The following is a 13,407-nucleotide window of genomic DNA, read 5'->3' as shown; positions in this document are numbered from 1 at the left end:
CCGGCGGGCCGGGGCGTCGGAGAGAAAATCGTTGTTGGAACCGCGTCAGATCAGCGTCTGATGACCGTCGTTGTCCTTGAGCGCCTCTTCGCGGTACAGCGACAGCGCGCGCATGACCGGCAGGTCGTTGAAACAGAACAGGCAGGCGTCGTCGTTCGAGGACAGGTTGACGTGCTCGTGCATGGCCCAAGACGGCACGCAGAAGATGTCGCGCTCGGTCCAGTCGTAGCGCCGGCCCTCGATGATGGAATAGCCGCTGCCCTTGGCCACCTGGTAGATGAAGCTGCCGGTGTGGCGGTGCGCCTTGGTGTGTTCGCCCGGCCGCAGCAGCTGCATGCTGGCGCCGATGGTCGGCATCACCGGCCCGCCGGTCATGGGATTCACGTACTCCAGCAGCACGCCGTCATAGGGGCTGCCGGCGGTGACGCGCGCGTAGTGGCGCAGCGCCTCGTAGGTGGGCTCCCATTCGTACTTGAACAGCGGCGAGTAGGGCTTGGTCCAGCCCGAGGCCTGCGGACGCAGCGCCACGCCGCCCCAGGTGGCGGTGGTGTCGTCGACTGGATGCGTGACGGCCTGGTTCAGGTCCGGATGCACGGCATAGAAGCCGGCTTCCAGCGCGTTGACCAGCGGGATGTCCAGGCCGTCCTGCCAGATGCAGGTGGTGCCGTCCTCGGACACGCCGTGTTCGTGCCAGGTGCCGTTGGGCGTGAGCACGAAGTCGTTCGCGCCCAGCGTCATCTTGTGGCCGTCGACGATGGTGTATGCGCCGCTACCTTCCATGATGAAGCGCAGCGCGGAATGCGAGTGCGCGTGCGCCGAGGCCAGCTCGCCGGGCTTCATCACCTGCAGGCCCGAGTACAGCCAGCCCACGGCGGCGGCCACGTCGCGGCGGCCGGGATTGTTCAGGTAGATCACGCGGCGGCCGGCTTCCTCGGGCGAGACCAGCTCGGCCGAGCGCAGCACGTGGCCGCGCAGGTCCTGGTAGCGCCAGACCACAGGCACCGAGGCCGAGCGCGGCGCCCAGGGTTCGATCTTGTTCGCCACCGTCCACAGCGCGCCGGTCTCCAGCCGCGCCAGCTCCTGGTAATAGGCGACGCGCTCCGGCGAGTCGGCCACATTGGCGCGGCCTGCCCGGTCTTCGCGGTATGCGTCGTACCTGTTCGTCTCCATCCCAGCCTCTTTTTATAAAAAGATTTAGATTTTCGAAAATATTAAATCCGGGGATGGCGCCTGATCAAGAATCGCGCGCTAGGGGTTTTCCTGGGGACAATCAGCCTGCAAAAACCACTGTACAAAATCACAGTTGTCCTGATACATTGCGCTCGCCTGTGCAACCCGTCGCCTGGAGACGCTCATGTCCGAAGCCGCTCACGTCATGCAATACATCGTCGTACCCTATCGCGCCGCCGCCGGCGGCGTCGCCCCCGGCGAGATCCGCCCCGCCAGCAGCGAGTTCGGCGCGATCCGCATCGCCAATTCCATGGCGGCGAAATTCGCCGGCGTGGCCGCCTACGAGGTCATGGTGGACAAGGAAACCGGCGACATGGGATCGCCTCGCATCCTGGCGCAGATCGGCACCGTGCCCGCGCTGGACGATTGAGCCGGCGGCGCATGAACGGACGGGCCGACGCCCGTCCGGCCTGACGCGGCCCGAGGTCGGGAAAGCCATGAGCCGCTACGGCTTGCGCCGCTCGCGCGCGCATGGGTAAGGTGGGCGCCTGCCGTCGCGGCATCCACCGGAGACGAAACCTTGGCCCGACTTCACCGCTTCCTGTCGCGCTGCGCGCTCGTCGCCTGCGCGTTCGGCCTGCCCGTCGCCGCCCAGACCCCGCCCGTCAAGCTGGTGGTCGGCGCACCGCCCGGCGGCACCACGGACACTGTGGCCCGCAACATCGGCCAGCACATGAGCCAGACGCTCCGGCGCACCGTCGTGATCGAGAACCGTCCCGGCGCCGGCGGCAACATCGCCGCCGACTACGTCGCCAAGAGCGCGCCCGACGGCAACACGCTGCTGGTCACCTTCACGAGCTTTTCGATCAACGCCTCGCTGTACCGCAAGCTGCCCTTCGACCCGGTCCGCGACTTCACACCCATCAGCATGCTGGCCCGGGTGCCCAGCCTGCTGGTGACGCGCAAGGACTTCCCCGCTCAGGACATGGCCACCTTCGTCGAACAGGTCCGGGCGCATCCTGGCAAGTACACGATGGCGGTCGGCGCGCTGGGCTCGTCGCTGCACATGGCCGGCGAGCGTATGAAGATGATGGCCGGGCTGGATATCCTGAATGTGCCCTACAAGGGCACGGCGCCGGCGATCACCGACCTGCTCGGTGGCCAGGTCGACATGATGGTCGCCAGTTCGCTCAACGCGCAGCCGCATATCAAGTCCGGCGCGCTCAAGGCGCTGGGCCTGACCAGCCCGCAGCCGCTGCCGCAGTTTCCCGGCGTGCCGCCCATCGGCGACACGATCAAGGGCTTTGAATCGAATGCCTGGTTCGCGCTGTTCGGCCCGGCAGGCATGCCGGCCGACGTTGTGGCGGCGCTCAACGACGCGGCGCGCCATGCCGTGGCGTCGCCGGATTTCCGTCGCCTGCTCGACGCCGAGGCCGCCACCGCGGTCAGCAGCAGCCCGCAGGAACTGGACGCCTTCGTGCGGCAGGACATCACGCGCTACGCCGAGATCGTCAAGTTCACGGGCGCGACACTGGACTGAGCGCCGGGGATCGGCGTCGGCATGCAGTGACCGGAATCGGCCGCTGCCGGCGGCCTTCAGCCAGCCTTGCCCGCATCGATGGTCAGCCTGTCCTGCGTCATCAGCGATTCGACAGACTCCACGTTCATCGGCTTGCCCAGCAAAAAGCCCTGCAGCGAATGGCAGCCCAATTCGGTCAGGAACTCGCGCTGTTCGGGCGTTTCCACGCCTTCGGCCACGACCTGCACCTTCAAGGCGTTGCCGAGCGCGATGATGGCCGACACGATGGCGGCGTCCTCGGTGTCCTGCTCCAGGTCTCGCACGAAGCCGCGATCGATCTTCAATTCCGTGGCCGGCAGGCGCTTCAGGTACAGCAGGCTGGAATAGCCGGTGCCGAAGTCATCGATGGAAATGCGCACGCCCATCTCGTGCAGCTGCTGCAGGATGGCCAGGCTCGCGTCCGCGTTCTTCATGGCGGTGGATTCTGTGACCTCCAGCGTCAGATAGCTGGCGTCCAGGCCATGACGCCGCAGCACGTCGGACACGGTCCCCACCAGGTCCGGATGGCCGAACTGCACCGCCGACAGGTTGACCGCCACGCTCCAGCGAATACCGTGTTCCCGGTGCCAGGCCGCCAGTTGCCGGCAGGCTTCGTTCAGCACCCACTTGCCCAGCGGAATCACCAGTCCGGTCTTCTCCACGATGGGGATGAACTCGTCCGGCATCAACAGGCCCAGCGTGGGATGCTGCCAGCGCACCAGCGCCTCGACGCCGATGATGGGGCCGTCGGGCGCCATGAACTTGGGCTGGTAGTGCAGTCGCAATTCGCTGTTTTCCAGCGCGCGGCGCATGTCCTGCACCAGCTGCAGCTGGCGATGCACATTGGCGTTCATCGACGACTGGAAGAAGCAGTACGTATCCCGGCCCATGCCCTTGGCGTGGTACATCGCCGCGTCGGCGTTGGTCAGCAGGTCGTCCTGGTCGATGCCGTCGTTGGGATAGATGGCGATGCCAATGCTCAGCGAGATGGCGAGCTGATGGATATCGATGCGGAACGGCTCGCGGATCGCCTCGATCAGGTCTTCCGCCAGGCGGCCCGCGCTGGCCGGATCCATGTTGAGCGCCAGGATCACGAACTCGTCGCCGCCCATGCGGGCGACGGTGTCTTCCTCGCGCAGGGCGCCGCGTATGCGCTGCGCCACTTCGATCAGCAGCAGATCGCCCACGTGATGGCCGTAGACGTCGTTGATGGCCTTGAAGCCGTCCAGGTCCAGGAACATCAGCGCGAAAGTCAGGTCCTTGTCGCGCCGCGCCGTGCGCAGCGCCTGCTTGAGGCGGTCATCCAGCAGCAGGCGGTTGGCCAGCTTGGTCAGGTTGTCGTGCAGCGCCAGATAGGTCAGTTCCTCGTTCGCCTTGACCAGGGAACTGGACAACGTCGAGGTCGTGGTCTCCAGCCGCAGGTCCTGCAGCGACACCAGCAGCGCCGTGCCCATCACCGACATGGTGACCGTGACGATGAACAGCGCCAGCCATTCCGGGCTGAGACCGCCGGCGAAGGCGCCGCAGATGCTGCCCAGCGGGAAATTGGCGGCCGCCATGCCCGTGTAGTGCATGCCGACGATGGCGATGCCCATGACCACGGCGCCCAGCAGGCGCATGCGCCGCACGCGCGTGGTGTTGTGCCGGAGATTGAACGCGATCCACAGCGCCGCGCCCGATGCCAGCACCGCGATGAGGATGGAAAGCGCGAACAGGGCCGGGTCGTAGGCGATGCCCGGCGCCATGCGCATGGCGATCATGCCGGTGTAGTGCATGCCGGCCACGCCGGCGCCCATCAGCAGCGCGCCCACCGCCAGCTTCTGCCAGGGCAGGCGCTCCTGGCAGACCAGGTGCAGCGAATAGGCGGAAAACGCGATGGCGATCAGCAGCGACAGCAGCGTGATCCACGGGTCGTAGCCCAGCGGGATCGGCAGGCTGAAGGCCAGCATGCCGACAAAGTGCATGGACCAGATGCCCAGGCCCATCGCCGATGCCCCGCCGGCGAGCCAGTATTTCGCGGCCCGCCCACGGACATTGCTGATCCTCCCCGCCATGTCCAGCGCCGTATACGACGCAACAATCGCAACAATTAAAGAAAGAAAAACCAGGAGGGGACTGTATTCACCGATCAGCATCGCTATTCCTGCAAGCCTGCGGCCCAGCTTCGATCTTGCCGGCCCCGCAGTGAGCCAATGCTACCAGCGGATTGATCACGGAAGCACCGGCGCGATGCGCGCGCTGGCGGCTTTTCATGCTTCTGTTGTTTTTTTCTGGCAAACGGGAGGAAAAGACGCCAGGGCGCGCGTGGCGGCGCGATTTCGCGTCATGGCGCGCATTCGATTACTCGCAATATTGCCGGTATCTGGATCCGTTCAATGTTCGAACTGCGCGACGGCATTTTCCAAAAGACCCTGCATGCCGCCGCGCGACATGCCGCGGATACCATCCAATCCCTGCAGGAGCCCGCCATGCGGACGGGCTCCGTCACCGCTACCAGCGATAACTCAGGTTGAGCATGCCGCCATAGCCGCGCTCCTTGCCGCCTGCCGTGCCCACGAGCTGGGCCGACACCTGCACATTGCGCGCAATGCTCGCCTGGGCGCCGAGCTTGAGTTCCAGCGCGTTGCGCGCCTGGGCGACGTCCAGCGTGTTCGACCCCATGCGCACCGACGGCGAGCCGGCATTGCGGATCCAGTTCGCTTCCAGGAACGGCTGGATCCTGGCGGGCGCGGCGTCCGGCGCGGGCTTGGGATAGATGCGCACGCCGGCGCGCATCACGGTATCGCTGCGCGAACCGTTGCGCATGCGCATGCCTTGCAGCGTGGCATCTTCGGCCTTGTCGCGGCTGTGGATGAGCTGCGCCTTGGGTTCCACCACGATATCGGCCAGCGCCGAACCGGCCGCGAAAGGCTTGAAGGCATAGCCGGTTTCCAGCGAGGCGGTCCAGACGCTGGAGCCATAGCGCGCGGTGCCCAGTTCACTGCTGACGCGGTTGTCGTAGCGCCCGTATTGCAACCAGGCATCGGCATAGGCGCCCAGGCGCGTGACGTCATTGGCATACACGGTGGCGTACAGGCCGGCGGCATAGCCGGAAATCGAGCCGGTGGCGCGCACTCGTGTCCTTGCCTGCGCGCCGGGCAGGCGCAGCGTGGAAGTCGAGCGCGTGCGCGCATCGCCATAGCCGGCCATCAGGCCGATGCGCAGCGCTGCATCAGCGCCGAGCGGGGCGCGCAGCAAGTCCACGCCCAGTTGCGCCATGGCGCTGTCGGTCTCGATATCGACGCGACCCTCGGCCATGCGCAGGCCGCTGTCGTGGCCTCCATGGATGCGGGTCCACAGCGCGCGCCCGGCGCTGCCCGCATCGGCGTCGGCGGCACGGGCGTCGCGGTCGCGCAGGCTGTGCGAGAACAGGCGCAAGGCGGCGCGCCGGTTGCCGGCCCAGGCACCGCTTTCCGGCGAGACGTTCCTGTCGCCCGCGCCTTCTGTCGGAGGCAGGGTAACGCCGGGGTCTGTCGGATCGGCAGGATCGGTGGGGTCCACCGGATCGGAGGGGTCGATGGGACCGGGCGGCGGCGCGTCCGAGGACGTCAGATACCAGTCGTCCGCCACGCCGTCGTTGCCGCCTCGCACCAGGCTGTAGTCGTAGCCATTCAAGGCCAGCGTGTCCCCACTGGCGCGGTAGCCGGTGGAGCCGGCGTCCAGGTGGAAGGCGTCGGCTGCCGTGGTGGCGCCGTTGATGGTCTGGACCAGGCGAATGCCGCGGGTCGTGTAGGCGCCCTCGCCGCCGGCGTTGATCACGCGCAGGCCGGTGTCGCCGCTGGCGCTTCCGCCGTCGATGACCAGCCTGTCGGTGGGCGAGCTGTCGTCGCCCAGCTGGCTGTTGAGCACCAGCGTGCCGTCCCCCTCGTAGTTCTCGACGGTCAAGGTCTTGAAGCCGTCAGCCCCCGGCGGGGAAAAGGCCACGGTGCCGGCATTGCTCAAGGTGCCCAGCGTGGAATCGCCGCGCGCGTTCCACGTGCTCGTGCCGTCCAGCGCCAGGCTGTTGACGCGTCCCGTTCCACTCTCCCTGATGGCGCCGGACAGCGTGCTGCCATTGCTCAGGCGCATGTCCAGCGTGCCGCTGGCGGCGATGACGTGGCCGTTCAGCGCGGAAGCGCTGGCGCTCAGATCGACCTGCCCGGTTTCCACCATCGTGACGACGCCGCCGCTGGTGACCTTGGCCGGGCGTATGTGCAGCAGCACGCCGTCCTCGGCCTTGCCGCCCTGGCGCGCCATGATGTCGGCATCTTCCAGCATCACACGGTGATCGCCGCCGCTCACCTGCAGGCCGATGCCGTCCTGCGTATCAATGACCGTGCCGGGCCCCAACGCGAGCGTATTATCCGCGTCGGCGCGGGTCGTGTAGCTCCAGATTCCGTGCGCATCGGCGCCCATGGCACTGATGCGCACGCCGTTCAGGGAAAAATGACTGGATCGTCCGGGCGTCTGGCCGATGTTTCCGTTACCCGCGACCAGGCCGATCGCGCCATCGCCTCGGGTGGTCAGGCGAGTATCCCGCAGCGTGACCTCGGCGCCCATGCCCCGGGAAATCAGCCCGTAGGCGCCCGTGCCGTAGGTGTCGATCAGGCTGTCGCTCAAGCGGGTGTCGCCGCCCGCCATGTCGATGCCGATGCCCGTGGATTCGACGGTCAGTCTTTCCGCCTCCAGTTCGCGGGCCAGGCGATGGGAGAACACAATGCCCTGACCCTGGCTGCCCAGGGCCGTTATGGACACATCGCTCAGCCTGGCATAGCTGTCCCCGCTACCGCCGCGTATGCCATAGCCACTTTCGGATGTCAGGGTCGCCCCTGACAGCACCGCGCCGGAAGCTTCTCCGATCTCGATCGCGTTCCGCTCGGCATGCACTTCCAGCGCCTGCGCATCCAGCAGGCTGACACTGTTCAACTGCATGCCGATGCCGCCTCGGATCGTCACGTCCTTCAGCGCCGCCTGTGAACTGGACAGGTACACGCCGACGCCCGGCGTGAAAATACCAGCATCCTTCAGGTCGATCTGCGCCCCCTGGCTGCCGACCACGCCTGTTCGCCCCTGTTCCGACGCATTGGTGATCGTCACGCCGTCGGCCTTGAGCGTCGAGCCGACGCCGTTCACCCGGATCCCGTTGGCGAAATCGCCGTGCGTGGTGACTTCGACATTCTTCAGTGTGACGAGGGCGCCCCGTTCCACCTGCACGCCGTCGGCATTGATGCCGTGGGTGACCAGGCGGGAGTCGGTGGCGGTGATGGCGCTGCCGGCGTCCTCGGCGTGCAGCGCATGGCCGCCCCGGCTTCGGTCGCCTTCCGTGGTGACGGTGCTATCCAGCAGCGTGACGGTCCCGCCGCCGGTGGCGCGCACGCCCACAGGGTTGGCCAGGAGGTTGCCGTCGTTGGGCCGGGACGTGCTGATGGTGACGCCCTCGGCATGAACGCTATTGCCCGCAACGGAAACATCCACCGCGGCACCCAGACCCGTGAGCTGGTCCGCGTTGGTGACGGTATCGCCGGGACGCAGGAAGATTTCGCTGGAGCCCGAGGGATCGTTGACGAGGATATGGTCGTAGTCAATCGCCCAGGAAGCATGAGGCAGGACCGGCAGCGCTGCGGCAAGCACGGCCCGCATGATGGGATGAAGATGACGTCGCATGGCTAGGGATCGGGCCGCGAGCGCAGGGCGCCGGCGCGTACCACAAGCCAATCACGAAGTGGAAAAGGGTACTGTCCGGCGCCCTGCGAGCAGCGGCGTAGTGAAGGAAGCCCTCATCTTCTTTGCCACAACCTACGAGCAACACCGGATGATTCTTAAACGTCATGCAACGAATGACAATTTCGTTAGTGTTTGTACGAAGCTCAAAAATGATTTGAACTTGTATTTGGAACTGATGGGTTTGCGATATTGATGCCCGCGACGCAGGCGGCAAGGTCAGTCGCCGGGTTCGCCTGGGCAGCGGTTGCCGTATGACGACCGCCAGGACGATGCGTCGAACTTCTTGCATGAACGGATCCGATACGCGTCCGTCAGCACGGACCAACGCGAACCGGCGTCATGGCATGCCAACAGACCAAAGTCCGAATCGCCTGGCGGCTTGTTCGACGCACGCGCGCATCAGCCGCGCCGCAAATGGGCTGGGGCTGGACGGCAGGGAAACTCAGCGGGGGAATTTGACCGGGGCGCAGGCGAGGCGGCAATTGCGCGTCACGAATTGCGCATCACAAATTGCGCATCACGCCTGGCATTGGAAATGAAATGGTGGCGCGCCCGACAGGAATCGAACCTGTATCAAGAGCTTCGGAAACTCTCATTCTATCCATTGAACTACGGGCGCAGCGCAAGGGAGGCGGTATTGTACCCAAGTTTGAGCAGCGTGCATGAAATAGATCAAATCCCCGCGCAAACTGCTCGAAAACCCGGCCCGATCCATTGGACGGGCGTCCATGACACCGTTATATAATCCAGCGTTTGCTTGCTGGGCGATCCGCTGTTCGCCGCCCGAATGTGCAGTACTGATCTTTCTCTGTTGCCGCCACCAGGCGCCCCGGTACCCGTTTGCAGGATTTGGTCATGAGCAACCAGCAGGAACACATAGAAGAGCATTCCTCCCCCATCAAGACCCCCAAGCAACTGATCGTCACGGCCATACTGGCGTTCGTGGTGCCGATCGGGATCATCATCCTACTGGTGAACATGGTCGTCTCCGGCACCAAGGTCGGCGCCGGCTCGGACACCCTGACGCCTGAAGCCGTCACCAAGCGCATTGCCCCTGTCGCCGGCTTCGAGCTGGTCGACGCCAACGCGCCCAAGGTCTTCAAGACCGGAGAACAGGTCTTCGCCGCCGTCTGTACGGCCTGTCATACCGCCGGCGTGGCGGGCGCTCCCAAGATCGGCGACAACGCCGCCTGGGCGCCTTTCATCAAGGCCGGCTACGAGTCCCTGCTGAACGTCGCGCTGCATGGCAAGGGCGGCATGCCCGCCAAGGGCGGCAATCCCACGCTGAGCGACTACGAAGTGGCGCGCGCCGTGGTCTACATGGCCAACAAGTCCGGCGCCTCGCTGCCCGAACCGGCCGCGCCGGCCGAGGAAGGCGCGAAGAAGGAAGAAGCCGCTGCTCCGGCCGCTGCTGCTCCGGCCCCCGCCGCGCCGGCTCCTGCCGCTGCCGCCCCGGCCGTCGCGGCTCCCGCAGCCGCAGCGCCCGCCCCCGCCGCTGCTGCGCCCGCGCCGCAACAGGCCGCCGTCAACCCGGCCGGCGAAAAGCTCTATAAGAGCGTCTGCTTCGCCTGTCACGCCACCGGCGTGGCCAACGCGCCCAAGTTCGGCGACAAGGCCGCCTGGGAGCCCTACATCAAGACCGGCATGGACGCGATGGTGAAGATCGCCATGCAGGGCAAGCCGCCCATGCCGCCCAAGGGCGGCGCGGCCACCGCCACCGAAGAAGATATCCGCGCGGCCGTGCAATACATGGTGGACGCGGCCAAGTGATCCTCTGATCCGCCCCCTCGGCACGACAAAAAGCCCCTTGGAATACCAAGGGGCTTTTTCGTGGGCAGGCGCCGGAAGCCATCGGCGTCAATCGCGACAATGCCGACGTCCTTTCCCGCGCGGGCGCGGTGCAGGCGCCTCGTTGCATCGACCCGTGCTTGCGCGCGCGGGCCGATGCGCTGCCCATCAGGCCGCCGCCGGCTCCAGCAGCGACATGCCCAGTTGCACGCGGCGTTGCAGCCACAGGCTGGGACGATAGCGCTGGTCGCCGGTGACGCGCTCGATGTTCTTGAGCACTTCCAGGATGCGCGTCGCGCCCAGCGCGTCGCCCAGCGCCAGCGGACCCGTCGGATAGCCCAGGCCCAGCGTCACGGCGCGGTCGATGTCCTCCGGCGTGGCGATCTGCTGCTGCGCGATGTCGCAGGCGATGTTGACGATGGTGGCCACGATGCGCTGCGCGACGAAGCCCGGCGAATCCTGGATCACGGTGACCGGCACGCCGTCGGCGGCCAGCGCGGCATGGGCCGCGTCGCGCCACTGCGGTTGCGTGGCCGGCGACAGCATCAGGCTGCGGCGCTTGGCGCCGTCCAGCGCATACAGCGTGTCCAGGCCCACGCTGCGGGCCGGATCCAGGCCCTGCGCCGAGACGGCGGTGGACACGTCCTCGCCGTAAGGCGTGACGATGATGAGCGCGTCGGCCGCCGGCGTGGAGCCGGAGATCAGCGGTGCGCCCAGCTTTTCCAGCAGCGCGGTGGCGCGCGCATAGCCTTCGGGATGCTTGGGGCTGACCCAGATCTTCAGGTTCTGCGGCAGGGCCGGCGCGGGCGTTTCGGCCGGCACCTGCTTCTGGCCGTCGACATAGGTGTAGAAGCCTTCGCCGGCCTTGCGGCCGATCAGGCCGCCGGCCAGGCGCACGGCGGTGATGGGCGAGGGACGGAAGCGCGTCTCGTCGTAGAACTGGCGGTAGATGGATTCCATCACCGGATGCGACACGTCCAGCGCGGTCAGGTCCAGCAGCTCGAACGGGCCCATGCGGAAACCGGCCTGCTCGCGCATGATGGCGTCGACCTGGGCGAAGCTGGCCACGGCCTCCTGCGCCACGCGCAGGCCTTCGGTATTCATGCCGCGACCGGCATGGTTGACGATGAAGCCGGGCATGTCCTTGGCGCGCACCGGCGTGTGGCCCATGCGTCGGGCCAGCTCGGCCAGCGCGTCGCCGACTTCCGGCGCGCTGCGCAGGCCGTCGATCACTTCCACCACCTTCATCAGCGCCACCGGGTTGAAGAAGTGATAACCGGCCACGCGCTGCGGGCGCTTGCAGGCCGCAGCGATGGCGGTGATGGACAGCGAGGACGTGTTCGAAGCCAGGATGCAGTCCTCGGCCACCACGCCTTCCAGCGCCGCGAACAGGTCGCGCTTGACGTCCAGGCGCTCGACGATGGCCTCGACCACCAACTGGCAGTCCGCCATGTCGGACAGCGCGCCGGCCGCGACCACGCGCTCGAGCGCGGCCTGGGCGTCGGCGGCGCCGAGCTTGCCCTTCTGCGCCAGCTTGTCCCAGGTCTGGCGCAGCGCTTCGCGCGCCGACGCAACAGCTTCCGCGCTGGTGTCGTACAGGCGCACGCGCAACCCGGCCTGCGCCGCGATCTGCGCGATGCCGCGCCCCATGGCCCCGGCGCCCACGACGCCGATGGTTTGAATCTCCTTCATGAACGCTCTCCTGCCTCTATATGGACGATCTGGGTGATTGGATATGTGGATGGCTTGCGGCGGGGACCATGACCGCCGCGCGCCGCGCCGGGCAGGCACGATGCCCGCGACGCGGCCGCGCGGGAATGTCAGGCCTGGCCCTGCGCCAGCGCCTGGATTTCATCGGCCGACAGGCCCAGCTTCTCGGACAGCACCTGCGCCGTGTGCTCGCCGAGCATGGGCGGGGCGCGGCGATACTCGACAGGACTGCCGGACAGCTTCAGCGGGCTGGCGGCCATGGGCACCTTGCCGGCGGCCGGATGCGGCAGCTCGCGCTTCATGCCGCGCGCCAGCACCTGCGGATCTTCGTAGACCTGGTCCAGCGTGTTGATCGGACCGGCCGGCACGCCCACGCCTTCCAGCGCGGCCAGCCAGTGGTCGCGCGCGCCCGTGGCCATGCGCTCGGCCAGCAGCGGCACCAGTTCCTCGCGGTTCTTCACGCGCTGCGGATTGGTCGAGAAGCGCGGATCGGCGGACAGCTCGGGCAGGCCGATGACGCCACAGTAATTGCGGAACTGGCTGTCGTTGCCCACGGCCACGATCAGGTGGCCATCGCTGGCGGCGAAGACCTGATAGGGCACCAGGTTCTGGTGCGCGTTGCCGGCGCGGCGCGGCGCCTTGCCGGAGGTCATGTAGTTCAGGTTCTGGTTGGCCAGCATGGCCACCTGGCAGTCCAGCAGCGCCATGTCCACGTGCTGGCCCAGGCCGCTCCTGCTGCGCTCGTGCAGCGCCGCCAGGATGCCGACGGTGGAATACATGCCGGTCATCAGGTCGGCCACCGCCACGCCCGCCTTCTGCGGACCGCCGCCGGGCAGGTCGTCGCGTTCGCCGGTGATGCTCATCAAGCCGCCCATGCCCTGGATCATGAAGTCATAGCCGGGGCGGCTGGCATAGGGGCCGGTCTGGCCGAAGCCGGTGATGGAGCAGTAGATCAGGCGCGGATTCAGTTCCTTCAGGCTGTCGTAGTCCAGCCCGTACTTGGCCAGGCCGCCGACCTTGAAGTTCTCGACCAGGATGTCGCTTTGCAGCGCCAGCTCGCGCACCAGCTCGGCGCCGCGCGGCGAGGCGATGTCCAGCGCCACCGACAGCTTGTTGCGGTTGGCCGACAGGTAGTAAGCCGCCTCGCTGGTGTCATTGCCGGCCGCGTCCTTCAGGTACGGAGGCCCCCAGGCGCGGGTATCGTCGCCCGATCCCGGGCGTTCGATCTTGATGACTTCGGCGCCGAGGTCGGCCAGGTTCTGGGTGCACCAGGGGCCGGCCAGCACGCGGGTCAGGTCCAGCACGCGGATGCCGGTGAGAGGGGCGGGACGTTGCGACATCTGATCTCTACGCTCATTCAAAAATGAAAACGTCCGGTCCGCGCTGCACTGCGGGCCGGGCGGGGATTCCGTCATGCCGGCGGCTGGCCGGCGCTCGCG

At 67.0% G+C, this 13,407-nt stretch carries 9 protein-coding genes and 1 tRNA gene; 4 read left to right on the top strand and 6 right to left on the bottom strand.

Annotated features, from left to right (window positions below; all coding sequences use genetic code 11):
• Positions 1–45: 45 nt before the first annotated feature.
• Positions 46–1,170, bottom strand: coding sequence for a cupin domain-containing protein (locus tag C2U31_RS07050; RefSeq protein ID WP_103272192.1), 1,125 nt, complete (start codon positions 1,168–1,170; stop codon positions 46–48).
• A 184-nt stretch (positions 1,171–1,354) separates the two neighbouring features.
• Here C2U31_RS07050 and C2U31_RS07045 point away from each other — a divergent pair, with 184 nt between their 5' ends.
• Complete coding sequence (locus C2U31_RS07045; protein ID WP_103272191.1) at positions 1,355–1,600, top strand: hypothetical protein; 246 nt, start codon at positions 1,355–1,357, stop codon at positions 1,598–1,600.
• A 150-nt stretch (positions 1,601–1,750) separates the two neighbouring features.
• A complete protein-coding gene (locus C2U31_RS07040) occupies positions 1,751–2,710 on the top strand; it encodes a tripartite tricarboxylate transporter substrate binding protein (RefSeq protein ID WP_199770966.1) in 960 nt (319 codons plus the stop codon).
• A 56-nt stretch (positions 2,711–2,766) separates the two neighbouring features.
• Here the strand turns inward: C2U31_RS07040 and C2U31_RS07035 are convergent, their stop codons facing one another.
• Positions 2,767–4,863 carry a bifunctional diguanylate cyclase/phosphodiesterase gene (locus C2U31_RS07035; RefSeq protein WP_103272190.1) on the bottom strand — a complete coding sequence of 699 codons (2,097 nt, stop codon included), beginning with the start codon at positions 4,861–4,863 and terminating at the stop codon, positions 2,767–2,769.
• A 240-nt stretch (positions 4,864–5,103) separates the two neighbouring features.
• Between C2U31_RS07035 and C2U31_RS30460 the strand changes: the two genes are divergently transcribed.
• Positions 5,104–5,241, top strand: a complete 138-nt coding sequence (locus tag C2U31_RS30460; RefSeq protein WP_158658323.1) for a hypothetical protein — start codon at positions 5,104–5,106, stop codon at positions 5,239–5,241.
• Here the strand turns inward: C2U31_RS30460 and C2U31_RS07030 are convergent.
• Positions 5,219–8,410, bottom strand: a complete 3,192-nt coding sequence (locus C2U31_RS07030) for an autotransporter outer membrane beta-barrel domain-containing protein (protein WP_103272189.1) — start codon at positions 8,408–8,410, stop codon at positions 5,219–5,221. The two genes, C2U31_RS30460 and C2U31_RS07030, sit on opposite strands and share 23 nt — an antisense overlap.
• A 604-nt stretch (positions 8,411–9,014) precedes the next feature.
• Positions 9,015–9,089 (bottom strand) — tRNA-Arg (locus tag C2U31_RS07025).
• Between the two features lie 236 nt (positions 9,090–9,325).
• On the opposite strand from C2U31_RS07025, the gene C2U31_RS07020 reads away from it, so the two are divergent.
• A complete protein-coding gene (locus tag C2U31_RS07020) occupies positions 9,326–10,240 on the top strand; it encodes a cytochrome c5 family protein (protein WP_103272188.1) in 915 nt (304 codons plus the stop codon).
• Between the two features lie 186 nt (positions 10,241–10,426).
• Here the strand turns inward: C2U31_RS07020 and C2U31_RS07015 are convergent, their stop codons facing one another.
• Together C2U31_RS07015 and C2U31_RS07010 are read right to left on the bottom strand one after the other, a co-directional pair.
• On the bottom strand, positions 10,427–11,950 hold the full coding sequence (locus tag C2U31_RS07015) for a 3-hydroxyacyl-CoA dehydrogenase (RefSeq protein ID WP_103272187.1): 1,524 nt from the start codon (positions 11,948–11,950) through the stop codon (positions 10,427–10,429).
• Between the two features lie 128 nt (positions 11,951–12,078).
• Positions 12,079–13,308: a CaiB/BaiF CoA-transferase family protein gene (locus C2U31_RS07010; RefSeq protein ID WP_103272186.1), complete on the bottom strand. Its 1,230-nt coding sequence runs from the start codon at positions 13,306–13,308 to the stop codon at positions 12,079–12,081.
• Positions 13,309–13,407 lie beyond the last annotated feature (99 nt).

It is taken from the genome of Achromobacter sp. AONIH1 (assembly GCF_002902905.1).
Taxonomy (GTDB): domain Bacteria; phylum Pseudomonadota; class Gammaproteobacteria; order Burkholderiales; family Burkholderiaceae_B; genus Achromobacter.
Note: the sequence above shows the minus strand (reverse complement) of the source record. Positions and strands in the feature narration are given on the sequence as shown.